Genomic DNA, 23,987 nt, shown 5'->3' on the forward strand with positions numbered 1-23,987 from the left:
CGCTCCGCCGGCCCCATCCCGGGCACGGGCCCGGGGTCGATGTCGGCGCCGGGCACGTGCCGGGGCGCCGCCAGCCGGGTCCGTACCGCTTCGACCAGCGCGTCCCGCACGGCGTCCACGGCACGCTCCGGATCCGCGGCGGGCGCCGCGACGGCGAGCGAGGCGACCGGTTCGTATCCGGCGATCTCCCGGGCCCCGGCGCGCAGGATCAGCGCGTGCCCCGGCGGGATGCGCTTCACGCCGTCGTAGGGGGTGGAGTCGTGCAGCGCGGCCGGTACGTCGGGCGCGGCGAGCAGCGCGGCGAGGTGCCCGAAGTCGAGGTTGGCCTCGATGAGGTCGGCCAGCGGCAGCGCGGCGGTCGCGTACGCCGTGCCGCCGGCCCAGGGGGTGTAGAACACCGGCCGGGCGCCCGCGAGATCACCGCAGACGGTGACCCGCCGCCCGACCTTCACGACCGCGGTGTAGCTGCCCGGCCAGGCGGTCAGATGCCGAAGTGCCCCGCCGCGCGCGGCGAACAACGCGACGCGCAGCTGCTCGTCGGAGGCGCCGCAGGTGCCGAGGACGGCGATGCGGGTCTGGGCGTCGGCCGTCACCACCCGCACCTCGTCGGGCCGCCAGTCGCCGACCGCCCACAGCGGGTCGGGGTCGCCCCACAGCAGCTGGGACCCCACGGGGTGCACCGTCTCGCCGTCGTTGCCGGTGGCGCCGGCCGAGCCGTACCCACCGGCTCCGACGGCTCCCGCGGCGGTGCTGCTCCACCCCACCAACCACCGCATCGCCGCCTCCACAGGCTGTGGACAACCAGTGCACCGCACGAACCGGTTCTCCATGCTGCCATGAAGGAGGCGCCGCGGAGGCGTGCCGGACCGGCATGTGCTCCGCCGAATGCGCCCCGGCGGAGACACCCGCCCCTGCTCGCGCGCGGACCCGAACTCCCGCCCACCGCACAAAGATCGCCACCCGTCACCGCGCCCCGTCCCACTCCACGGCGACGTGAATGCGCCCCCACGACGCGCCCCAAATGCACCCAACGCGCCCTCAACTGCCAGGGTGAACGCGGTGATACCCCCCGCACCGCGGGGTCGATTTTCGGCCAAATCGGAGCGAGGAGAGCAGCCTCGAACACGCTCCGTGCAACCCCGGCCCACCGCCGGGCGGTCGCGCAGTCCGGGAGACGGAGTACGCCTCCCGGACCGTTCCGCCGCCCGCGGGGATGAAGGCGGCGGTGTCCCCCAGCCCGCTGGATCCAGTACAGCGGGCCGACCCACGCACCGACCATGGAACCGCTCCCGAGATGGCCGGAGAAGAGCGCACGCACAGGCGCACGGCCACACGCCCGGAGCACGCCGCAACTGCGCGTATCGGACCCGTACTTCAGTACGGACCACAATCCCGCCATCCGGAAGAATGCCCCTTAACGCTTGGGATGCGGCGAACTACGCTGGGTTTACGAATGCCGCGTGGTTATGCCAGCGCGGCAGCCGTCTGTGTCGAGGGGTGGCGCATGTCCAGGGAGCAACGCGGGCCGAACGAAAAGCTCGGCGCCGTTCTCGCCCTCGCGGGAATCTCCAACGCAGGCCTCGCGCGTCGCGTCAACGACCTTGGCGCACAGCGAGGACTGACGCTTCGCTACGACAAGACGTCGGTGGCGCGCTGGGTGTCGAAGGGGATGGTGCCGCAGGGTGCGGCGCCGCACCTCATCGCCGCCGCCATCGCCCAGAAGCTGGGCCGCCCCGTCCCGCTCCATGAGATCGGACTGGCGGACGCGGATCCCGCACCCGAGGTGGGCCTCGCCTTCCCCCGGGACGTCGGACAGGCGGTGAAGTCCGCGACGGAGCTGTACCGGCTGGACCTCGCCGGCCGCCGCGCCGGCTCCGGCGGCATCTGGCAGTCGCTCGCCGGATCGTTCGCGGTGAGCGCCTACGCGACTCCCGCCTCGCGATGGCTGATAACCCCGGCCGACAGCTCGGTGGCCCGGGAGGTGAGCCCGTCCGAGGGCTCCGGGGCACCGATCAAAGTCGGCCACAGCGATGTGCAGAAGCTGCGCGAGGCCGCGGAGGACGCGCGGCGCTGGGACTCCAAGTACGGCGGCGGCGACTGGCGTTCGTCGATGGTCCCCGAGTGTTTACGGGTCGAGGCTGCGCCGCTGCTGCTCGGTTCGTACTCCGACGACGTGGGCCGCGCGCTGTTCGGCGCGGCGGCCGAACTGACCCGGCTGGCCGGGTGGATGGCCTTCGACACGGGGCAACAGGAGGCGGCGCAGCGGTACTACATCCAGGCGCTGCGGCTCGCGCGTGCGGCGGCGGACGTCCCGCTCGGCGGGTATGTGCTGGCGTCGATGTCGCTCCAGGCGACGTACCGGGGCTTCGGGGACGAGGGCGTCGATCTCGCCCAGGCCGCGCTGGAACGCAACCGAGGGCTGGCCACGGCCCGCACGATGAGCTTCTTCCGGCTCGTGGAGGCACGCGCGCACGCACGCGCGGGGGACGCGCAGGCGGCGGGCGCCGCGCTGAAGGCGGCGGAGGGATGGCTGGAGCGATCCCGGCCCGGGGACAGCGATCCCTCGTGGCTCGGCTTCTACTCCTACGACCGGTTCGCGGCGGACGCGGCGGAGTGCTACCGGGATCTGAAGGCGCCGCGGCAGGTGCGGAGGTTCACGGAGCAGGCGCTGTCGCAGCCGACGGAGGAGTTTGTGCGGTCGCACGGGCTTCGGCTTGTTGTCTCGGCGGTGGCCGAGCTGGAGTCGGGGAATCTTGATGCGGCGTGCGAGCAGGGGGTTCGGGCGGTGGAGGTGGCTGGGCGGATTTCGTCCGCACGGACCACTGAGTATGTGCGGGATCTTCTGCATCGGCTGGAGCCGTATGGGGATGAGCCGCGGGTTGTGGAGTTGCGGGAGCGGGCTCGGCCGCTATTGATGGCGCCGGCGTGAGCGTTCCTAGGCGTCTGCCGGGCTTGTGTTGTCTTGAGGCTGCGGGCGCGTTGTGGCTGGTCGCGCAGTTCCCCGCGCCCCTGGGGTAACTGTTCTGGACGGCGTTGTCAGTGGTTCGGTGCACTATCGGTGTCGGAGGTGGTGCACGTGGTGGCGTACGACTGTGATGTGCTCGTGGTCGGTGGGGGGATCGTCGGGCTGTCCACCGCCTATGCGATCACGCGGGCCGCGCCCGGGACGCGCGTCGCCGTGCTGGAGAAGGAGGCGGGGCCCGCCCGGCATCAGACGGGGCGGAACAGCGGGGTCATCCACAGCGGGATCTACTACCGGCCGGGGTCGCTGAAGGCGCGGTACGCGGTGCGGGGTGCCGCGGAGATGGTCAAGTTCTGCGCGGAGTACGACATCCCGCATGCCGTGACCGGCAAGCTGATCGTCGCCACCGGGCGGGACGAGCTGCCCCGGCTGCACGCGCTGGTGCAGCGCGGGCGGGAGAACGGGCTCACGGTGCGCGAGCTGGGTACCGCGCAGATGAGCGAGTACGAGCCCGAGGTCACGGGACTCGCCGCCATCCATGTCGGCACCACCGGCATCTGTGACTTCACGGCGGTCGCCCGGCAGCTCGCCGAGGCGTCCGGAGCGGAGATCCGGTACGGGGCCCGGGTGGTCCAGGTCGACCGCCGGCCGGAGCGGGGCGTGGCCGTCCGGACCGCCTCCGGTGAGGTCGTACGCGGGCGCGTGCTGGTGAACTGCGCGGGGCTGTACTGCGACGAGATCGCCCGGCTCACCGGCGACGACCCGGGCGTGCGGATCGTGCCGTTCCGGGGTGAGTACTACGAGCTGGCGCGGCCGGAGCTGGTCCGGGGTCTGGTCTATCCGGTGCCGGACCCGGCGTTCCCGTTCCTCGGGGTGCATCTCACGCGCGGGATCGACGGAGGCGTGCATGTGGGCCCCAACGCGGTGCCGGCCCTGGCCCGCGAGGGCTACGACTGGCGCACCCTGCGCCCCCGTGAGCTGGCGGGGACCCTGGCCTGGCCGGGTGCGTGGCAGCTGGCCCGGCGGCACTGGCGGTACGGCACCGGTGAGCTGCACCGGTCGCTGTCCAAGGCGGCCTTCACCCAGGCGGTACGGCGGCTGCTGCCCGCGGTGACCGAGGAGGATCTCCTCCCCACGGCGGCCGGTGTGCGGGCGCAGGCCGTGCTGCGGGACGGCACCCTCGTCGACGACTTCCTGATCCAGGAGACTCCCCGGGCCGTGCACGTACTGAACGCCCCCTCACCTGCGGCGACGGCCTCGCTGCCGATCGGCCGGGAGGTCGCCCGGCGGGCGCTGGCCGCGCTGGGGCGGTGAGCGTGGTCCACAGCACGGCCGGGGTCCGGCTGCTCCCCCGTAAAATCGACAGCACTGTGTCTGACTCCGTGAACACCCCCGAAGCGCCCCGGTCCGCCCCCGGTCACCTCTCCCCGCACACCCCCGGGGTGTCGGTCCGCCGTACCCGGGCCAAGGGGGAGCCGAGGTTCCCGGACGGGCCCAAGGCCGATCCCGCCGGTTCGCACTTCGAGCGGCGGATCCGGAGTTTCCAGCCGCGGCGGAGCCGGGTGACCGCTGGGCAGGCGGACGCGCTGCAGCGGCTGTGGCCCCAGTGGGGCTTCGACATCGACGGCCGAGGCGTGCTGGACCTCGCCGCGTTCTTCGGCAACGGCAATCCGGTCGTGCTGGAGATCGGCTTCGGCATGGGCGAGGCCACCGCGCAGATGGCCGCCGCAGACCCCGCCACCAACGTCCTCGCCGTGGACGTGCACACCCCGGGCCAGGGCAACCTGCTCAACCTCGCCGACCAGCTCGGCCTGAGCAACGTCCGGGTGGGCAACGGCGACGCGATCATCCTGCTGCGGGAGATGCTCGCCCCCGACAGCCTCGACGGGCTGCGCGTCTACTTCCCCGACCCCTGGCCGAAGAAGCGCCACCACAAGCGGCGGCTGATCCAGCCGGAGTTCCTCACCCTCGCCGCGGCCCGCCTCAGACCGGGCGCGCTGGTGCACTGCGCCACGGACTGGGAGCCGTACGCCGAGCAGATGCTCGACGTGCTCACCGCGCATCCCGCCTTCGAGAACACACAGGCCCACGGCGGCTTCGCGCCACGCCCCGAGTTCCGGCCGCTGACCCGTTTCGAGGGGCAGGGACTGGAGAAGGGTCATGTCGTGAACGACCTTCTTTTCCGTCGCGTACAGCACGAAGACCAGCCCTCCACCGGCGCCTGACCCGCACCTCTCGCGGTCCTGCGGGCGGCGCCCCTGCCTCGTTAGGGTCGACGCGTGGCCAGCTCCCCGTATCCGACGCACCTCAGCCGCCCCGCCGCCGGCCCGGCGCGGCCCACGCACTGGTGGCAGCGGACCTGGGTGCGCTACGCGGCGCTGAGCACGCTTCTCGCCCTGTCCGGGCTGGTCATCCTCGCCCTGGTGCGGGAGCAGACCGGCACCGAGGGCTTCCTGGTCGGGCTGGGCCTCGCGGTGCTGCCAGTGCCGCTGCTGATAGCCGCCTTCCGCTGGCTGGACCGCGTGGAGCCGGGCCCCTGGCGCAACCTGGTCTTCGCGTTCGCCTGGGGCGCCTGCGCGGCGGCGCTGATAGCGATCGTCGCCAACAGCTTCGCGACCAGATGGATAGCGACGGCGACCGCCGACCCGGCCGGGGCGGACACGCTGGGCGCGACCGTGATAGCGCCGGTCGTCGAGGAGTCCGCGAAGGCCGCGGCCGTACTGCTGGTGTTCCTGTTCCGCAGACGGGACTTCACCGGGATCCTCGACGGGGTGGTGATAGCCGGGGTCACCGCGACCGGCTTCGCGTTCACCGAGAACATCCTCTATCTCGGCACGGCCTTCGGCACCGATCAGCTCACCGGCGGCAGCGGCATCGCGTCGGTGACGGCGGCGACGTTCTTCGTCCGCATCGTCATGTCCCCCTTCGCGCACCCGCTGTTCACGGTGCTCACCGGGATCGGGTTCGGCATCTCCGCGCTGGCGGCCGAGCGGCAGCGGGTCCGCCGGGTGCTGCTGCCGCCGGCCGGGCTGCTGCTCGCGATGGGCCTGCACGCGCTGTGGAACGGCTCGTCCACGCTGGGCGAGTACGGCTTCTTCGCGGTGTACGCGGCGTTCATGGTGCCCACGTTCGGGGTGCTGACCTGGCTGGTGGTGTGGACGCGGCAGCGTGAGCTGAGGACCGTGCGGGCGGAGCTGCCCGCGTATGTGATCGCCGGGTGGCTGACGCCGGTGGAGCCGTACGCGCTGGGGCTGATGCGGGCCCGGCGCATCGCCCGGCAGTACGCGCGGCGGCACGGCGGGAAGGCGGCGGCGCGGGCGGTCGCGGAGTACGAGGCGTACGCGACCTCGCTCGCGGTCCTGCGCTACCGGGGGCGGCTCGGGCGGGCCCGGGGGGACTTCGTCGTACGGGAGCGGGAGCTGCTGCGGGAGCTGTGGCACCGGCGCGCGGCGGCCCGCCCGGCCCTGGAGTACGCGGCACGCGCGACGGCACCGCCGGTTCCGGTGGCGGTACCGGCGTGGGCGGGGTACAGCTACGGCTACGGCTACGGCACCAATCCGTACCGCATGTGACCGAAAGGCAGAACGCAGAACGCCGAACGCAGAACGCCGACCGGCAGCCCTGACGTCGGGGGGGCGCCGTCGGGACTGCCGGGGTTCGGGTGGCGGTGCGGTTCAGCCCGCCGGAAGACTCAGGGGGTGAGGCCCTTGCTGCGCAGCCAGGCCAGCGGGTCGATGCCCGAGGCGGAGCCGCCGGGGTGGACCTCCAGGTGGAGGTGGGCGCCGGTGGAGTTGCCGGTGGAGCCGACGCGGCCGATCACATCGCCGGTGTTGACCTTCTGGCCGACGCTGACGCTGATCGAGGACTGGTGGGCGTACCAGATCTCGGTGCCGTCCTCGAGGGTGAGCACGGTCTTGTAGCCGTAGGAACCGTCCCAGCCGGCGGAGGTGATCGTGCCGGTGTGGACGGCCTTGATCAGCGTGCCCGTGGGGGCGGCGAAGTCGAGGCCGGTGTGCTGGCCGGAGGACCAGTAGGCGCCGGCCTGACCGAAGGTGGAGGTGATGGTGTAGGACGAGGTCGGCAGCGCGTACTGCTTGGCCAGCTCGGCGAGACGCTCGGCCTCGGCCTTCTTGCGGGCCTCCTCCTCGGCCTTCTTCTTCGCCGCCTCGGCCTTCTCCTTGGCCTCCTGCTCCGCCTTGGCGGCGGCCTCGGCTGCCGCCTTCTCGGCGGCGGCGACGGCCTCCGCGGCGGCCTTGCTCTCGGCCTGGTCCTGCTGCTGCTCGACCTGCGCCATGATCCGGGCGCGCAGCGCCTCGCCGGCGTCGGAGGCGCCCTGCTCGGTGTCGGCGCTCGTCACGCCGATGTCGCTGAGCGGGGTGGCGGAACCCTTCGGGGTTTCCTCGTCGGAGATGAGGGAACCCACGTTGGGGAGGTCGGGCATGGAGATGGAGACCGGCGGCTTGCCGGTCTGGGCGCTGGCCATACCGCCGGCGCCGACGGCGGCTATGACACCGACGCCGAGAACGGTGGAGCTTCGGGCGAGTCCCCCGCCGCGCTGCTTGGTGACGCGATGCCGGCCGCGGACCGGGCGGACGGACTCCTCGGTGGGGTTCCACTCCTCGAAGGGGCCCTCGTCGGTGCGGATGCCGCCGTAGACGAACGTGTCGCTCGGGGTGAACGGTGCCTCGGGGGCAGGCCGGTTGGACGCCACGTGGGCGTACTCCTTTCCTTCCGTCTCCGCCTACCGGGTTAGCTGACGGGTTCGGAGCGGGAAGGTCTCCTACGCGCGTATACGAGCCGTGTCTCCACGGCGGCATACGCCCGATTCACCCCAAGTGGTGGTTCCCCGGTTCCCTTACGGGATTCGGCGCGTGCGCACGGAGCCGACTTCTGTGACGGCTGGGACGACCGCGCTGCGTTATCGAACGTTAATAGACGCGGGGCTCGGATTCCAAGCCGTTCCTCTTGATCGTTAACGATTTTCGCGGGGACTTAAGAGTCATGGACGGGCGAAAACGGGCGAGTTGACCGCGCATCATGAAGGCCAAGACTTCTGACGTTATGTCAGTTGTTATGCGCAGCGAGGCGACTCGATCACGGGGCGTGACGGCGAAGGGGGAGCATCCGAGGAAACGAGGAAAACGCCGAGGGCCGGAACCCTTTCGGATTCCGGCCCTCGGCCTTCAGTAGCGGGGACAGGATTTGAACCTGCGACCTCTGGGTTATGAGCCCAGCGAGCTACCGAGCTGCTCCACCCCGCGTCGGTAAACACCAGTGTACGCCATCCGCGCGGCAGGTCAGAACAAGTGGCTGTTCGGGGCCTTCGCGCGGTCCTCGTGCTCGGGCAGAACGATCACCGTGGCCCCGCCGTCCCTGAGCACGCCGGTGCCGTCCGCGCCCGGCACGAACGTGTCCGGCTCGCGCCAGGCCGTGACCACCCGGCGGATCCCGGCGTCCAGGATCAGCCGGGCGCAGGGCGCGGGCCGGGACGCGCGGCGGGCGCAGGGTTCCAGGCTGGAGTAGACGGTCGCGGTCGCCAGCCGGGGGTCCGTGGGATCGGCCTTGGCCAGCGCCGCCTCCTCCGCGTGCGCCACGGGGTCGGTGCCCTCCCGGGACCAGCCGCGGGCCAGCTCCGTGCCGTCGGCCGCGACGATCACCGCGCCCACGCTGAACGCCGTGTCCGAGGGCGGGCAATTCGCCGCCAGCTCGCAGGCGAGAGCCAGCCAGTGGTGGTCGGCGGCGGCGGGCAGCTCACCGGTGCCGGGCGCGGTGGGCTCGTAGCGCATGAGGACGACGTCGCCGATCCGGCGGGTGTCGAGGAGCCGTAGGCGTCCGCCCTGGTAGGAGCCGGGGCCGAAGAGGCGGGGGGCGTCCGGGTCGCCGACGAAGAGCGGGGCGAACACCAGCTGGAGTTCGTCGGCGAGGCCCTGGGTGAGCAGCTGGGTGTGGATCACACCGCCGCCCTCGACCATCAGGCGCCGCACGCCGCGCACGTCGTGCAGGTGGGTGAGGAGGCGGCGCCAGCCGAGCTCCGGGCCGAGCGGGACGACGTCGGCGGCGAGGCCCAGGGAGCGGGCCCGCTCGGCACCCTTGTCCGTCGTGTAGAGGACCTTCTCGCCGCCGGTGTGCCAGAAGGCGGCCGCCGGGTCCAGGTCGCCCGAGCCGCTGACGGTGACCTTGAGCGGGTACTCCGGCAGGCCACGCGCGCGGCGGGCGGCGCGGCGGGCGGGCGAGTTGACCAGCAGCCGGGGGTTGTCGGCGCGGATGGTGCCGGCGCCGACGAGGATCGCGTCCACCGAGGCCCGTACGTCGTCGACCCGGTCGAAGTCGGCCGGGCTGGACAGCAGCAGCCGCTCGGGGCCGGTGTCGTCCAGGTAGCCGTCCAGGGAGACGGCGGCGGACAGCAGGACGTACGGGTGGGGCATGGACGGGTCTCCTGGTGTGGGCTTTTTTGCGCGGAGGGGGCTCGGGGCAAGTCTGGCAAGCGGGTGGGTGTGGGTGTCGTCCTCCGGGTGGTTTGGGTGGCGGCACGGATGGGCGTGGGGGCGGGCGGCGTGTGAGCGTGGAGCGGTGCCCTGCATGGCCGTAGGTGCCGTACCTCGTACGTAAGGAGAAGCCCTATCCACTCGGGTCTGCCGATGAGATCACGCCCCGCTCCCGTGCTGTGGAAGGTGGTGACCCGTGGGACATGCTGACACCCTGCTCGCCATGGGCGGCGCCTTCCTCGCCGCCGCGTTCCTCGCCCGCCTCGGCGGCCGGATCGGGCTGCCGACGATCCCCCTGTTCATGCTGGCCGGCATCCTCCTCGGCCCGCACACGCCCGGTCTGGTCCTGGTCGCGGACCCGCACGACTTCGAGATGCTCTCCGCGCTCGGTCTCGTGCTGCTCCTGTTCTACCTGGGCCTGGAGTTCCACCTCGACGATCTGAGCAGCGGCGGCCGGCGGCTGCTGAGCGCCGGCGGCATCTATCTGCTGCTGAACGTCGGCGCCGGTCTCGGCTTCGGCTTCGCCCTCGGCTGGGGCGCCCGGGAGGCGCTGGTGCTCGCCGGGGTGCTGGGCATCTCCTCGTCGGCGATCGTCACGAAGATCCTCATCGACCTGGGCCGCATCGGCCGCCCGGAGACCCGGCTGATCCTCGGTGTCATCGTGGTCGAGGACATCTTCCTGGCGCTGTATCTGGCCGCGCTCCAGCCGATCATCGGCGGGGCCGAGGGCGTGGGGGAGATGCTGCTCCAGGCGTCGAAGGCGTTCGGGTTCCTGCTGGTGCTGGCCGCCGCGGCGCGTTACGGCACGCGGCTGGTCGGCCGGCTCATCGCCGTGCGCGACAACGAACTGCTGGTCATCAGCTTCCTCGGGGCGGCGGTGCTGGTCGCCGGGGTGTCCGAGGTGCTCGGGGTCGCCGACGCGATCGGGGCGTTCATGGTCGGTCTGATCCTGGCGGGCACGCCGTCCGGGCCGCGCATCCGCACGCTGGTGCATCCGCTGCGGGACGCCTTCGCCGCGATCTTCTTCTTCGCCTTCGGGCTGGCCATCGACCCTGGGGACCTCGCGTCCGTCGCCGGTCCGGTCGCCGCCGCGGCGGCACTGACCGTGGTGATGAACCTGGTCGCGGGGCTGCTCGTGGCCCGGCTGTACCGGTACGGCACCGGCACCGCGGCCGAGATCGCCACGACGCTGGTGGCACGCGGGGAGTTCGCGCTGATCCTGGCGGCCATGGCGGCGGGCGCGGGTCTGGACGACCGGCTGGCGCCGTTCATCGCGGGATACGTGCTGGTCCTCGCCGTGCTGGGTCCGGTGGTCGCGGGGCGGGCGGATGTGCTGGCCCGGTGCCTGCGGGTGGTGGGCGGACGGTTGCGGGGGCGGAGGGGCGCGTGGGACGCCGTACGGGACTCGGGCGCGGAGGCCGGGCAGGGCGGCGAACGGGAGCGGGTGGCTGCGCGGGTCGAAGTGGAACGGTGAGGGGGGCGGGCTGGTGGCCGACGCGGGCCGGTGCCCGCCCCTGCTCCTGCCCCTGCTCCTGCTCCTGCTCCTGCCCCCGAGGCCAACGCTGATCGGTAGCCGAGGCGGACCGGTAGCCGCACCCCTCGTCCGCCATGTCCAGCGCTGCCTCCAGCCCTGGCCATCCCACTCCCGGTCAGGGCTCGATCAGGCCCACCCGGATCGCGTACCGGGTGAGTTCCAGGCGGTCCTTCAGGCCGAGCTTCGCCAGGAGATTGGCGCGGTGGCGTTCGACCGTCTTGGGGCTGATGACGAGGAGGCCGGCGATCTGCTGGGACGTGTGGCCCTCGGCGACGAGCTTGAGGATCTCCTCCTCGCGCTCGGTGATGGCCTTGGCGGGCAGCGCCCTGCCCTCCCGTGCGCGGTCGAGGTAGTCGCGGATCAGGGCGTTGACGGCACCGGGATAGAGGAACGGCTCCCCGCGCATGGTGGCGTGGCAGGCCTCGACGAGGTCCCGGTCGGCGACGGACTTGAGGACGTACCCGGAGGCGCCGGCGCCCAGGGCCTCGAAGAAGAACTGCTCGTTGTCGTACATGGTCAGGATGAGGATCCGCGTCTCCGGCAGGTCCCGGGAGAGTTCGCGGGCCGCCTGGAGGCCGGTCAGGCGGGGCATGGCGATGTCGAGAATGGCCAGGTCGGGGCGGTGCGCACGGGCCTGCTCAAGGGCCTCGGCACCGTCATCCGCCTCGGCGACGACCGTCAGATCGGGTTCACCGTCGAGTATCAGCCGAACGCCACGGCGTACGAGCGCGTGATCGTCGGCGAGGAGGATGCGGGTGGGGGCCGGCTGGGTCATGTGCGGCGTCGTTTCCGGTCGGGGTCATCGGTCACGGGGGCGGCTCGGGGGACGCGGCGCGTCGGGTGGCGGGGGAGCCGGGGGCAGGAACAGGGACGGTCAGGCGCACCTCGGTGCCTGGGCCATGATGTGAGCCGACGGCGCTGCCGGTGCCGGGGTCGCCGTCGGTGCCGGGAGCGCGGTGTCCGGGCGGGCCCACGCCGAGACCCGCACCGATGAGCAGCGCACGTTCGCGCATCCCCCGGATACCCGCCCCCTCCGCGGAGTCACCGATGCCGCGCCCGTTGTCGCGGACACGGAGTTCGACGCCGACCGGGGTGCGGCGGAGGGTGATCTCGGCGCGGGTGGCGTCGGCGTGCCGGGCGGCGTTGGTCAGACCCTCCTGCGCGACCCGGTACAGCACCAGCTCCGCTTCCCGGCCCAGGCCGGGCAGGTCGGGATCGAGGCGGTGCTGGACGGTCAGGCCGTAGCCGCCGAACTCTGTGGCGAGCGCCTTCAGGGCGCTGACCAGTCCCAGCTCGTCGAGGACACCCGGGCGCAGCCGGCGGGCGATGCGACGGATCTCGTCCAGGCTGCCCCGGGTGGTCTCCTGCACCAGCCGCAGCTCCTCGCGCAGTTCCTGCGGCGCGTGGTCGGCGGTCCGTTTCAGCTGGAGCAGGACGGCGGTGAGGCTCTGGCCGACCTCGTCGTGCAGTTCCTGGGCGATCCGCCGGCGCTCGGCCTCCTGCGCGGACAGCGCGCGTGCGCTGCTCGTGGCCCGCTCGTCCTCCAGCCGGTCGAGCATCGTGTTGTACGTGCTGATCAGCTCGGCGATCTCCCCGCGCCCGGCGACCGCGGGGCGCTGCCCGGGGCGCAGCAGGTCGGTGGTGGTCATGGCGCGGGTGAGGCGTTGCAGGGGGGCGAGGCCGACGCGCAGCAGCAGCGCGTTGGCGACGAGCATGGCGGCCAGTCCGGCGGTGAGCACCGCGGCCTCGGTGAGCAGCACGGGGGTGGAGACGGTGACCGGTCCCAGCAGCAGGGCGGTGGCCGTGATCAGTACGACGGCGTTCAGCAGGAAGATCCGCCAGAACAGGGGCACCCCGTACCGCCTCCTCGCCGTGCGTCGTGAGCAGCGGCTCCCGGTGCGGCGGGAGCCGTGGACGGCCCGCGTCCGGGGGCGCGGCACGGGCCGTCACGACCAGCGTGTGCGCTGCGCGCGCCGGGCGCCATCCGTGCCGGCACCCATTTCCGCGCGGGCCGTTGCCCGTGCTCGGCGGCGGCCCCTAGGGGGTGTCCGCAAGGTCCAGTCGTCCGCCCGAAGGGCGGGCTCTGCGGCGTCCGGTGCGTGCTCTGGGGGTCCCCCCGGCCGGAGGCTGGGGGAGTGCCGGGCGGACACCCGCGTACTGGTTGTACTCGGGTGTTCGCCCGGTGCGGCGAGTGGGGGCACCTCCCACGCCCTTAAGGCAGTGGGGGAGCGTGCCGGGCGTCGCGGGGCTGGGGGTACCCCCTCTGGGGGAGGGACTTTGCGGACACCCCCTAAGGCCCGGGTCCGGGGCATATGGGGGCCGGACCCGATGGTGGGCGCGGTACGGGACACAGGACGCTGGAGTACGACATCAACAGCGAGCGTCAGTGGGAGTGCTGGGCCGGCGAGGGCGTCGTCGTGCCGCCGTACGGGCAAACTCCCCTTGGGCCGACCCGAGTTCGGCGGATCGGCCCGTTCGTTCCTCGCCCCCTCGCTGCCGCCCTCGGCCGGGAAGGAGGAGCCGTGCCCCAGTCCGACGACGAGCGTCTCGTCGATCTCGCGGCCCGACTCGAGCAGGAGGACCCCCGTTTCGCCCGCTCGCTGTCCCACGGGCGTCCGGCCCGGCCGCGTGGGTTCCGGCGCACCCGCGCCTGGTGGGTGCTGGGCATCGGCATAGCCCTGCTGATCACCGGTGTCGCCCTGGCCGACGGGCTGCTCATCGCGTCGGGACTGGTGCTGAGCGGCATAGCCGTCCAGCTCTTCGACCCGGTCCGCTGACCCACCGTCACCGGCGGCCGTTCCGCGCCCTATGCGAACTGCCTGCCGATTCACCCCCTTTGTGCTGCGCTAGAATCCTTATCGAGCGCTTACGCTCCGTTGCATGATGTTCCGCTCGCTGTCGAGCGTTGAGCACTGAGTGACCGGTTGGCCGATACGCGAGGGGGGCGTGACATGGGTCGAGTGATCCGCGTACGTGTCGACAACGCCGCCCGTGACGGCGTCCCGGATACCGGCAGCAGCACGCTCCGCTGACGCCTCTCTCCCACGCCGATCCGGCTCCGGCCCCCGAACAGGCCGCGCTCCGCCACGACATCGGCGCCCGTCCCTCCCCTCATCACCGGCACCCGCTGCCCCGCGTCCCCGGCGCGCCCGGCACCGAACCGTCCGGCACCCGCACGCACCCGTCAGCACCCGCACGCCGCACCCGCCCAGGCACAGACGCCGCCACCGCACGAACCACGGAGGTCAGACGCCCGTGCACAACACCACCGCCCTGCTCATCGAACTCGGCGCCGTGATCCTCGCCCTCGGACTGCTGGGCCGCCTCGCCGGACGGATCGGCTTCTCACCCATACCCCTGTACCTGCTCGCCGGGCTCGCCTTCGGCCACGGCGGCATCCTTCCCCTCGGCGCCAGCGAGGAGTTCATCGCGACCGGCGCCGAGATCGGCGTCATCCTGCTGCTGCTGATGCTCGGCCTGGAGTACAGCGCCTCGGAGCTCGTCACCACCCTCAAGACCCACTACCCCTCGGGTGCGGTCGACTTCGTCCTCAACGCGGCGCCCGGCGCCGTCGCCGCGCTGCTGCTGGGCTGGGGCCCGGTCGCCGCCGTGGCGCTCGCCGGAGTCACCTGGATCTCCTCCTCCGGCGTCATCGCCAAGGTCCTCGGCGACCTCGGCCGGCTGGGCAACCGGGAAACCCCGGTCGTGCTCGGGGTGCTGGTCATGGAGGACCTCGCCATGGCCGTCTACCTGCCGATCCTCACCGCCCTGTTCGCCGGGGTGAGCCTCGCGGGCGGCAGCCTGACCCTGCTGATCTCCCTGGGCACCGTCGGCGCCGTCCTCTACGTCGCCCTGCGCCACGGGCGTCTGGTGAGCCGCGCGGTGTCCTCCGACAGCGCGGAGATGCTGCTGCTGGTGGTGCTCGGACTGACCCTGCTGGTCGCGGGCGTCGCCCAGCATCTGCAGGTGTCGGCGGCGGTGGGCGCCTTCCTGGTCGGCATCGCGCTGTCGGAGGAGGTCGCCGAGGGGGCGCACGGGCTGCTGTCCCCGCTGCGGGATCTCTTCGCGGCCGTGTTCTTCGTCTTCTTCGGTCTGCACACCGACCCGGCGAACATCCCGCCGGTCCTGCTCCCGGCGCTCGCCCTGGCCGTCGTCACCATGTTCACGAAGATCGCCACCGGCTACTGGGCCGCCCGCCGCGCGGGCCTGCCGGCGAAGGGCCGCTGGCGGGCCGGGGGGACGCTGGTGGCGCGCGGCGAGTTCTCGATCGTCATCGCCGGTCTCGCGGTCGGCACGGAGCCGCGCATCGGCCCGCTGGCCACGGCGTACGTCCTGATCCTGGTCGTCCTCGGCCCGCTCACCGCCCGCTGGACGGAACCGCTGGCCCGCCGCGTCGGCAGGGGACCGCGCGGCTCCTCCGAACTCGTCGCACCGGCCGGTCTCGACACCGCCCCACCGCTCGACCGCGCCGAACCGGCCACGGCGAGCGGGTGAACAACGGCCGCCCGGCGCACGGCGAACAGCCCCGCGGCTGTCCGGAACGCCGGTACCCGGCTCCCGCGGAGGTGGGAAAATCGAAGCGGCTCGGGACTCGCGTCCGGGGAGGGACCGGAAGGGGAGCGTCAGCATGATCGAGTGGGTGAATCTCGGCACCGGACCGAGACCGGTCCCCCAGCCGGCCGCCACCCCGCTGGTGTGGGCCGGTGCGTTCGGCGGTGCGCTCACTCTGGTGGCGCTGATCAACACGATGGTGGGCCCGGACCGCCCCGGCCTCGCCCTCACCGCCCTCTCGCTGCTCGCCGCCGCGCTCGGCGTGTGGGCCCGGTTCACCGCGGCGCCGGGGACGGCCGTCCTGTGCTGGCTGTTCCTCAACGGCTTCGCCATCCCGCCCGCGGGTGTCCTCACCTGGGCCGGACCCCGCGACACCTTCTGGCTCGGCTGCCTGCTCACCGCCGCGCTCGTCGGCACCGCCGCCTCCCGCCTGGCGCACGCCCGCGCGGCCTACCACCGCCTCACGACGGGCACGGACCCGGACGACGGCCGCCCCTGCTGAGCCGGAGCCCTCCCTCCTCACCCGTCCGGCGGACCTCCTGTGGCCGGTGCGGCCGTCCGCACCGAGGGTCGTAGAGCACGGCGGCCGGTGCCCGATGCCGCCCGCCACGCGAGACAAGGGGTGCGTTCCATGACCGCACAACCTCACTCCGGCGGACCCGAGGGCAGTTACGGCACCGCCCCCACCGGCCGCGGCGACTGGGCCACCGGCGGGGTCACCTTCGCCGGTGTCCTGCTGCTGATCAACGGCATCCTGGCCGTCTTCCAGGGCATCGCCGCGATCGCCGAGGACGACGTCTACGCCCGGCTCGGCGACTACGTCTACGAGGTCAGCCTCACCGGCTGGGGCTGGATCCTGCTGATCCTCGGCGCCATCGCCGTGATCGTCGGCTGGGGCATCCTCTCCGGCCAGGAGTGGGCGAGGATGGCCGGCATCATGCTGGCGTCCCTGAGCCTGATGGCCCAGTTCCTCTTCCTGCCGTACGCCCCGGTCTGGTCGGTCATCATGATGGCCATCGACGTCTTCGTCATCTGGTCCCTGGCGACGTACCGCCCGGAGACTACGTAACCCGCAGGCGATGCCGCCCTAGCTGCGGGCAGTCGTGCCGCTGGGGCGGCGTCGGCGAGGTCGTCGACTTCATGCCGCTGGACCGCCCGGAGACCCCCACCGACCGCCACCTCCTGATCCGCGTCGCACGCGTCACCTCCGGACGGAATGACGCCTCAGCTGTGCGCGCGTGCCGTGAGGTAGGGGTCTCGGCGCAGGACTTCCCGGCTGCCGAGGACCGTGCCGACGGCCAGGCCGGCGGCGGGCAGCAGCAGCGCCGCCGCGGCCCAGGCGGGCCCGGGCAGGGCGTCCGTCACCCTGATCGGCAGCCCCAGCACCTCACTGAGCGGCCCCACCAGCACCACGGACAGACCGGTACCGGCGGTCACCCCGACCACACCCGCCACACCCCCGGAGAGAACAGCCTCACCGAGCAGGATCCGGCGCAGCTCCGGCCGACCGGAACCGAGAATCCGCAGTACGGCGAACTGCCCGAGCCGCGCCCGCGCGCTGTCCGCGGCCCGAACAGCCCCGAGCCCCAGGGCGACCAGGGCCACGACCACCACCCCGACCCGCATGGCGAGATCCGCGGCCCCGAACAGACCGGGCAGCTCACGGACCCGGTCGGAGACGGGCGACGCCGAGAACCCGTCATCCTGCAGTGACGCGGTGACGGCGCCCACCTGCCTCTGGTGCCCGACCACGACGACGGCGGACTCCGCACCCTCCTTGTCCCGGAAGACCTCGGGTTTCTGTCCGGCGCGCGCCGCGGCCAGCAACGCGGCCGTGTCCTCGGAGAGATAGGCGACGCCCGGTCCGTCCGCCTGCCAGCTCGGGTCGTACAGCGCGACGATCTCCAGCTTGATCACGGCCGTGCTGCCGGACGCGGCCCCGGTCGCCTTGGTGTATCCGAAGGCGACGGTCCGGCCGAGGAGCGGGGCGAAGTCGGTTCCCTGCGCGCCGGCGGGGAGCACGACCTGGTCCGCTCCGAGCCGCGCGGGGATCCGGCCGTGGGTGACGGGCAGATCGTCGCCCGGCGTCAGCGTGCGGCTGGTCAGGTCGTACGTCCCGTCTTCCTCGGCGTACAGCACGGAGGGGTAGTCGGCGACGACCTGCCGTACCCCGGGCACGTTCCCGGCGTCCCGCAGGGCCGACGTGGTCAGCGGGCGGACCGACGCGTCGCCCTCGAACGAGGACAGCTCGATCTGGGTGAGCCCGCCCGACCCCAGCACATCCCGCTCGACGGCCCCGGCGGCCCCCGCCGCCACCCCGGCGGAGGTGGTCAGCAACGCGGCCAGGACAGCGAGGGTGGGCAGCGCCCTGCGCAGGGAACGTCCGTCGCGCTTCCAGGTGTAGAGGCTCCAGCGGCTCATCCCCGGTCCTCCTCAAAGACGTTCGCCTGAGGGGCGGCCGACAGCACGCCCTCGTCGAGCACATGACGCCGATCGCAGGCTTCGGCGACCGCCGCGTCATGCGTGACCAGCAGGACGGCCGAGCCCCGCTCCGCGCAGGAACGCAGGGCGTCCAGGACGGCGTTCGCGGTTCGGGGGTCGAGGCCGGAGGTCGGCTCGTCGGCCAGGATGAGCACCGGCTGCTTCACGGCCGCCCGGGCGACGGCGATCCGTTGCCGCTGCCCGCCGGAGAGTTCGGTGACCGGGGAGTCGACCAGGTCCGCCATCCCAAGGTCCCCGAGCAGTTCGCGCGCCGCGCCGCGATGGCGGGCGAGCCGGGGACCGAAAGCGGCGGCGACGTTCTCCCAGGCGTTGAGGAACGGCAGGAGCCCGAGGTCTTGCAGAACGATGCCGATCGAACGTCGTCGCAGGTGGTCCCGCTCGGCCGGGGACAGCGCGCCGGTCTCCGTCCCGGCGATGCGCAGCGCGCCCGCGTCCGGGGACAGGATCAGCCCGAGGAGGGCGAGCAGCGTGCTCTTGCCGGAACCCGAGGGACCCTCGACGGCGGCCGTCTCACCTGCGCCGAGGGTGAGATCCGCGCGGGTCAGACCACCGCCGGACGCGTAGCTGAAGGCGAGCCCTTCGGCCACGACGGCGGGTGGGGATGCGGTGTTCATACGTCGGGGTGTCCTTCTGACGAGGGGCAGTTCAGGCGAGTTCAGACGACTTCAGGCGCGTTTAGGCGAGTTCAGGCGCTTCAAGCGAGGAGGTAGTAGGCGGCCCTGGTGGCATCAGCGGAGGCCGGACCGCCCGGGGAGACGGTGTACAGGTCACGGTGGTTCGCGTCGCGGTACCGCTCCAGCAGCCTGGGCAGCTGCTCCCAGAGCGACTGCGGAATGTTCCGATCAGCAGCGAGGGCCGCCTGGACCGCGTCGGACGCGGTCAGCAGGTCCCCGCTCCGCAGTGCCGTACGGGCCTGGGCCACGAGGTCGATGCCCCTGGTGAGCCGTTCCGTCTGTGCCGTGCACCCGGCGTCGGCGAGTGTCACCACGATGCGCAGCGAGCGGGGCGAGAGCGTGCCGCCTTTCTCCCGGGGCACCTCGACGGCGGTGCGGGCACAGCCCAGACCGAACTCCGCGCGCGCCGCCATGGCGCCGTACCAACTGCGCTGATTCTGCGTGGTGAGGCGGGCCGGCACCTTCAGCCCGGCCGCCTGCTCGGCGCCCTTGTCGGCCTGCGGCCCGCAGCTCAGGGACAGGCGGTGGCACGTCATGGCGAGCAGGATCCGGTCGGACGGATCGAGCCGGGGGTCCGAGCCCAGCTGCTTCAGTCGCGCCCTCAGCCAGTCCGGCGTGTGCTGCTGCTGAGCGGCGGCCGTCAGGGCCCGGGCGGCGTTGTAGGTCGCGGTGAGTGTGCCCAGCTGGGCCGGAGACTTGGCGACCAGCCCGTCGAGCCGGACGCTTCCCGCGGGGGCTGGCAGCGAACCCGATGGCGACGCGGCACCCATGCTGAGCGCGCGCCGCACCACCCAGCGCGTCTGGGCGTCGGAGTCGTTCAGCGCGGACCACAGGCAGGTGCGCGTCTGCTGGGTCAGCCGCCCATGCAGCAGGGCCAACGCGGCTCGTTGCAGAGGGTCCAGACTGTCGCAGCCGGCCCGCAGGAGGACATCGGCGTCCCGTACGGCCCGCGTGGCACGGCCGCGCACCCCGGCGGCCCGCAATGCGTCGACGGCGTAAAGCACGGGGAGGGGTTCGGCGGCGCGCGCGGTGTCCGCGGCGAGGCGGTTCAGGGCGGTACGGGACACCTGATCGTCGCGGTCCAGGCAGGTCAAGGTCCGCAGGAAGGCGGCTCGCGTGGCGAGCGAGGTCAGGGGGTCGTCCTCGCTGCGCGGTGCGCGCAGATAGGCGAGCGCCTCGCTCACCGCCTCCTGCCGGATACCGGCCCTGTCCAGAACCGACGCGGCATCGGCAGGCTCGGCGCCCTGTGATCCCTCCAGCGCCAGACACACGTAGTGCGCCCGCCAGGCGGGGCTGTCCAGGGAGTCGGTACGCGCGAGATCCGCCAGCGCCCCGGGGCTGACATCAGGTACGTCCACACTGCTGAGCGCGGCATCGAGGCGCCCGTACGCGGTCGGATACAGTGCGGGATCCCGCCCGATGTCCTCCTGCGAGGCACGTACCAGGTCGTTCGCCCCACGTAGGACATCGAGCTGCGCGGCCAGATCACCACCGGGCGGGCCTGGCCGGTCCACGGTCCCACCGCTGAACACCAAGAAGCCGACGGCCATTGCGGCGAAGCCCGCTGCGGCAGCCGCGGCCAGACGACCAAGACGCCCCGTCCTCTCACGAAGGACGCTGCCTTTGATCCGATTCACCGTCAGTCGTTGGCACAGGCCGAAGCGAACGCCTTGACCCCGGCCTTGAAGGCACCGCCGTCGGAGCATGTGGTGATGCTCGTGTTCATCGAGCCGCCCGGGTCGGCGATGCCACTGATGTCGGCGATCCAGGTGTTCTTATTGGTCCAGCTGACCCGACGCGTGTTCTCACTCACGTACGTACCGCTCGGGCTGAGCGAGAGAGTGGCCTGCCAGCCGTTGGCCTTCACCGTGGCCGTGTTGGTGATCTTGCTGACCTTGTACTTCGCGGAACCCTTCACGGTCTTGGTGGACGTCTTGAAGGAGCACTTGTCGGCGTAGACGTTGCAGTGCCAGGCATTGACCTGGATCTTCGCACCGGTACCGGGCAGCGCCGTCGCTCCGGAGTCGGAAACGGCCGTGGTCGGCGCGGCCGTCGCCGCCACCAGCATCCCGACGAGCCCGGTGGTCAGCAGGGTCTTCTTCACTTGTATCTCCCCGTACTCATGACGACGGCTCGCAGTCCGGACACCGCCTGACAAAGCCTGGAATCTACTGGTAGGGGCACATCCGGTGACTGGCTGAAAAGCGGTGTAAGCGCATCGATGCAGGAAGCCGGAGGGGTGGGGGCGAAACGTACAGCCTGGTACCGACAGGCCGGCTGCCGGCGCGGCAAGGAGGCCTGTTCCAGCCAACGGTGAGTCCCCGTGTTCATGCCTACGTGGGACGTACGCGTCCCCGGGTGCCCCTCGGTGGCAGGCCCCTGAAACGACAGAACCCCCGCCTGACCAGGTCAGCGGGGGTTCTGACCCCGAAGGGTCTGGTAGGCCCTGTGGGACTCGAACCCACAACCAATGGATTAAAAGTCCACTGCTCTGCCAATTGAGCTAAGGGCCCTTGGCGATGTTGCCTCCCCGAGCATAGCCGGACGTGGCCGCGTCGCCGATCGGGTATCCGGGACGGGGGCGTCGACGTGTTGCCCGGGAGTGCGGAAGGGCCCGCACGACGGGGGTCGTGCGGGCCCTTCCGGTCAGCTCTGCTCGCCGGTGTCAGCCGTTGCGCTTCCAGCGCGGCTTGTCCTCGCGGCGGCCGAAGGAGCCGCCGCCGCGGTGGTCGTCACGACGGCCGTACGGGCGGTCGTGCGACGGACGGTCGTGGCCGCCGGAGCGGAAGCCCGGGCGGTCGCCCTGGCGGTCGCGGTTGAACGGACGGTCGCTGCCACGGTGGCCGCCGCGCTCGTCCCGGCGGAAGCCGCCGCGGTCACGGTCGCGGTCGCGGTTGAACCCGCCCCGGTCGTCCCGGCGTTCGAAGGTACGGCCGCCACGGTCACCCCGGTCGTCCCGGCGGAAGCCACCACGGTCGCCGCGCTCACCGCGGTCGTCACGGCGGAAGCCACCCCGGTCACGGTCACGGTCGTCCCGGCGGAAACCGCCGCGGTCACGGTCCCGGTCACGGTCGAAGGAACGACCGCCGCGGTCGTTCCGGTCACCCCGGTCGTCCCGGCGGAAGCCACCACGGTCGCGGTTGAACCCGCCCCGGTCGTCCCGGCGCTCGTAGGAGCGTCCCCCGCGGTCGCCGCGGTCACTGCGGTCGTCGCGGCGGAACCCCTCACGGTCGTCCCGGCGTTCGCGCCGCTCGTACGGCGCCGGCGCCGTCTCCGCGCGCTCCACGTCCCGCGCCGTCGGCTGCTCCGGCAGCGAGACCTCCGCCTCGGCCGCCTCGGCGACCGCCGCCTGCGGGTCCTCGCCGCGCTCCCGGGCCGCGCGGGCGATCAGCCGGTCGGCCTCCTCGCGCAGCTCCGTCGCCCGGCGCTGCGCCCGCTCCAGCTCCTTGGTGAGCTGGGCGACCTCGCGCTCGGCCTGCTGAGCGGCGTTCCCCGCCGACTCCGCCTGGACCTCGGTCATCGACCGGGCGCCGGTGATCTCGGCGACCTCCGGGTCGAAGGCCGCGCCGCCCTGGATGATGTGGCGCGTGGCGTCGACGCCCGCGTCCTCCATCAGCCGGAAGATCTGGCGCCGCTGGTGCGGGAGAGAGAGGGAGACGACCGTGCCGGTGCGGCCCGCGCGCGCCGTGCGGCCCGCGCGGTGCAGGTAGTCCTTGTGGTCGCCGGCCGGGTCCACGTTCAGCACCAGGTCGATGCCGTCCACGTGGATGCCGCGCGCGGCGACGTCGGTGGCGACCAGGACGTTGACGTACCCGTCCTTGAAGTCGGCCAGGGTCCGGGTGCGCGCGCCCTGGGTCATGCCGCCGTGCAGCGCGTCGGCCTTCACGCCCGCCTCGCGCAGCTGGTCGGCGACGCGGTCGGCGCCGAGCTGGGTGCGGACGAAGATGATGGTGCGGCCCTTGCGGGAGGCGATGGCCGCGGTGACCGGCGCCTTGTCCTTGGGCTTCACCACGAGGATGTGGTGCGACATGGTCGTCACCGCGCCCTGCGCCGCGTCCACCTCGTGCGTGGCCGGGTTGTCGAGGTACCGGTCGACGAGGGTCTTGATCTCGTTCTCCATCGTGGCGGAGAACAGCATGCGCTGACCGCCCGCCGGAACCTGGTCGAGCAGCTCCGTCACCTCGGGCAGGAAGCCCAGGTCGGACATCTGGTCGGCCTCGTCGAGAACGGTGATCTCCACGTTCTGGAGCGAGCAGGCGCCGCGGTTGATGATGTCGCGCAGCCGGCCCGGCGTGGCGACGAGGATGTCGACGCCGCGCTCGAGGGCGTAGATCTGGTTGCCCATCGACGTACCGCCGCAGACGACCTTCATCTTCAGGCCGAGGACGTCGCCGTACGGCTGGAGCGCGTCGGCGACCTGCATGGCCAGCTCGCGCGTCGGCGTCAGGATGACGGCGCGCGGGCGGTGCTTCTCGGTCCGGCCGCCGGCCAGCTGGGCCAGGGTCGGCAGACCGAAGGAGAGGGTCTTGCCGGAACCGGTGCGGCCCCGGCCGAGGATGTCCTTGCCGGCCAGGGCGTCCGGGATGGTCGCGGCCTGGATCGGGAAGGGGGTGGTCACGCCGTTCTGCGCGAGCTTGCGCACAACGCCCTCGGGGAGTCCGAGATCGGCGAACGTGACCTCGGGGGTGACGTCGGTGTCCGAGACGTTCTCGAGGTTCTCGACGTTGTCGGGAGAGTCGAGGGTGTCGGCGTTCTCGGGCACGACGACGTGATCAGTACTGGCGATGGGCATACGAATGCGAAACCTTCCGGAGTCTCTTCGGCACGCGCCCGTCAACTCCGTGATTCGCGATTCGCAATACGACCGCCTCGATGCGGTCCACCACGGCAAGGGAGAGAGTACGCGCCACACGGCGCGCTCTGCAGTGGCGCCGGGCAAATAGGATCAAACGATCTGCCACCATACGCACCCTGGGGCCCCGAAAGCAAACCGGGCTGTCGTCCAGGGGCGCAACCGCAGGTCAGAGCGGTGGGCAGCGAACAGAAAACAAGCGAACGAGCCCCACTGTATCCCGTCTAGGCCGGCGCCCCCGCCTCCGGCGCCGGTTCCCGCTGCGCCAACTGGGTCTGGGGCGGCTCGTGCGCCGAGGAGGACGGCTCCGCGACCGTGGGTTCCGGCGTGGCGGACGGCTCCGGCGGCGTCGGCGTGGGCTGCGGATCCGGCGTCCGGGTGGGCTCCGGGGGGACGGGACGGTCGTCGGGGGTGGGGTTCGCCGGCC

Annotated in this window: 18 protein-coding genes, 2 tRNA genes, 2 pseudogenes and 1 riboswitch; of the genes and pseudogenes, 9 read left to right on the forward strand and 13 right to left on the reverse strand. The window is 72.4% G+C overall.

Annotated elements, in window-relative coordinates:
• A pseudogene (locus tag N4P33_RS15450) lies at positions 1-776 on the reverse strand (asparagine synthase); the annotation flags it as partial.
• Between the two features lie 728 nt (positions 777-1,504).
• Between N4P33_RS15450 and N4P33_RS15455 the strand changes: the two are divergent.
• The 4 genes from N4P33_RS15455 to N4P33_RS15470 all read left to right on the forward strand — a co-directional run bounded on the left by N4P33_RS15455 (position 1,505) and on the right by N4P33_RS15470 (position 6,534).
• Positions 1,505-2,929: an MFS transporter gene (locus N4P33_RS15455; RefSeq protein WP_260827185.1), complete on the forward strand. Its 1,425-nt coding sequence runs from the start codon at positions 1,505-1,507 to the stop codon at positions 2,927-2,929.
• Between the two features lie 138 nt (positions 2,930-3,067).
• Positions 3,068-4,276 carry an L-2-hydroxyglutarate oxidase gene (lhgO, locus tag N4P33_RS15460; protein ID WP_260827202.1) on the forward strand — a complete coding sequence of 403 codons (1,209 nt, stop codon included), beginning with the start codon at positions 3,068-3,070 and terminating at the stop codon, positions 4,274-4,276.
• A 56-nt stretch (positions 4,277-4,332) separates the two neighbouring features.
• A complete protein-coding gene (trmB, locus tag N4P33_RS15465) occupies positions 4,333-5,187 on the forward strand; it encodes a tRNA (guanosine(46)-N7)-methyltransferase TrmB (RefSeq protein ID WP_260827186.1) in 855 nt (284 codons plus the stop codon).
• A 54-nt stretch (positions 5,188-5,241) separates the two neighbouring features.
• Positions 5,242-6,534 carry a PrsW family intramembrane metalloprotease gene (locus N4P33_RS15470; RefSeq protein WP_260827187.1) on the forward strand — a complete coding sequence of 431 codons (1,293 nt, stop codon included), beginning with the start codon at positions 5,242-5,244 and terminating at the stop codon, positions 6,532-6,534.
• Between the two features lie 119 nt (positions 6,535-6,653).
• On the opposite strand, the gene N4P33_RS15475 is transcribed toward N4P33_RS15470, so the two are convergent.
• The 3 genes from N4P33_RS15475 to N4P33_RS15485 form a co-directional block, all read right to left on the reverse strand.
• On the reverse strand, positions 6,654-7,673 hold the full coding sequence (locus N4P33_RS15475) for a M23 family metallopeptidase (protein ID WP_260827188.1): 1,020 nt from the start codon (positions 7,671-7,673) through the stop codon (positions 6,654-6,656).
• Between the two features lie 12 nt (positions 7,674-7,685).
• Positions 7,686-7,842: riboswitch (cyclic di-AMP (ydaO/yuaA leader) on the reverse strand.
• 307 nt (positions 7,843-8,149) lie between these two features.
• A tRNA-Met gene (locus N4P33_RS15480) sits at positions 8,150-8,223 on the reverse strand.
• A 36-nt stretch (positions 8,224-8,259) separates the two neighbouring features.
• Entirely contained in the window at positions 8,260-9,387 is a 1,128-nt protein-coding gene (locus N4P33_RS15485; RefSeq protein ID WP_260827189.1) for a dihydrofolate reductase family protein, read from the reverse strand.
• Positions 9,388-9,643: 256 nt separating this feature from the next.
• Here N4P33_RS15485 and N4P33_RS15490 point away from each other — a divergent pair, with 256 nt between their 5' ends.
• Positions 9,644-10,921: a cation:proton antiporter gene (locus tag N4P33_RS15490; RefSeq protein WP_260827190.1), complete on the forward strand. Its 1,278-nt coding sequence runs from the start codon at positions 9,644-9,646 to the stop codon at positions 10,919-10,921.
• Positions 10,922-11,096: 175 nt separating this feature from the next.
• On the opposite strand, the gene N4P33_RS15495 is transcribed toward N4P33_RS15490, so the two are convergent.
• Positions 11,097-11,756, reverse strand: a complete 660-nt coding sequence (locus N4P33_RS15495; RefSeq protein WP_260827191.1) for a response regulator transcription factor — start codon at positions 11,754-11,756, stop codon at positions 11,097-11,099.
• 31 nt (positions 11,757-11,787) lie between these two features.
• On the reverse strand, positions 11,788-12,834 hold the full coding sequence (locus N4P33_RS15500; RefSeq protein WP_260827192.1) for a HAMP domain-containing sensor histidine kinase: 1,047 nt from the start codon (positions 12,832-12,834) through the stop codon (positions 11,788-11,790).
• A 669-nt stretch (positions 12,835-13,503) separates the two neighbouring features.
• Here N4P33_RS15500 and N4P33_RS15505 point away from each other — a divergent pair.
• The 4 genes from N4P33_RS15505 to N4P33_RS15520 all read left to right on the forward strand — a co-directional run bounded on the left by N4P33_RS15505 (position 13,504) and on the right by N4P33_RS15520 (position 16,601).
• Entirely contained in the window at positions 13,504-13,758 is a 255-nt protein-coding gene (locus N4P33_RS15505) for a DUF3040 domain-containing protein (protein ID WP_260827193.1), read from the forward strand.
• Between the two features lie 478 nt (positions 13,759-14,236).
• Entirely contained in the window at positions 14,237-15,475 is a 1,239-nt protein-coding gene (locus tag N4P33_RS15510) for a cation:proton antiporter (protein ID WP_260827194.1), read from the forward strand.
• A 133-nt stretch (positions 15,476-15,608) separates the two neighbouring features.
• The gene (locus tag N4P33_RS15515; RefSeq protein ID WP_260827195.1) at positions 15,609-16,034 is read left to right on the forward strand and encodes a hypothetical protein; all 426 of its coding nucleotides are present in this window, start codon (positions 15,609-15,611) and stop codon (positions 16,032-16,034) included.
• 129 nt (positions 16,035-16,163) lie between these two features.
• Complete coding sequence (locus N4P33_RS15520) at positions 16,164-16,601, forward strand: hypothetical protein (protein ID WP_260827196.1); 438 nt, start codon at positions 16,164-16,166, stop codon at positions 16,599-16,601.
• Between the two features lie 155 nt (positions 16,602-16,756).
• Here N4P33_RS15520 and N4P33_RS15525 read toward each other — a convergent pair whose 3' ends face one another.
• From N4P33_RS15525 to N4P33_RS15555, 7 genes and pseudogenes are all read right to left on the reverse strand, one after another.
• Positions 16,757-17,953: an FtsX-like permease family protein gene (locus N4P33_RS15525; RefSeq protein ID WP_260827197.1), complete on the reverse strand. Its 1,197-nt coding sequence runs from the start codon at positions 17,951-17,953 to the stop codon at positions 16,757-16,759.
• Positions 17,950-18,648, reverse strand: coding sequence for an ABC transporter ATP-binding protein (locus tag N4P33_RS15530; RefSeq protein WP_260827198.1), 699 nt, complete (start codon positions 18,646-18,648; stop codon positions 17,950-17,952). The genes N4P33_RS15525 and N4P33_RS15530 overlap by 4 nt, the downstream gene beginning before the upstream one ends.
• A gap of 80 nt (positions 18,649-18,728) precedes the next feature.
• On the reverse strand, positions 18,729-20,258 hold the full coding sequence (locus tag N4P33_RS15535; protein ID WP_260827199.1) for a hypothetical protein: 1,530 nt from the start codon (positions 20,256-20,258) through the stop codon (positions 18,729-18,731).
• An 89-nt stretch (positions 20,259-20,347) separates the two neighbouring features.
• Complete coding sequence (locus N4P33_RS15540; protein ID WP_260827200.1) at positions 20,348-20,812, reverse strand: hypothetical protein; 465 nt, start codon at positions 20,810-20,812, stop codon at positions 20,348-20,350.
• A gap of 333 nt (positions 20,813-21,145) precedes the next feature.
• Positions 21,146-21,221 (reverse strand) — tRNA-Lys (locus N4P33_RS15545).
• Positions 21,222-21,373: 152 nt separating this feature from the next.
• Entirely contained in the window at positions 21,374-23,500 is a 2,127-nt protein-coding gene (locus N4P33_RS15550) for a DEAD/DEAH box helicase (protein ID WP_260827201.1), read from the reverse strand.
• A 284-nt stretch (positions 23,501-23,784) separates the two neighbouring features.
• Positions 23,785-23,987, reverse strand: a pseudogene (locus N4P33_RS15555) (hypothetical protein); the annotation flags it as partial.

It is taken from the genome of Streptomyces sp. 15-116A, from assembly GCF_025290915.1.
Classification (GTDB): Bacteria; Actinomycetota; Actinomycetes; order Streptomycetales; family Streptomycetaceae; genus Streptomyces.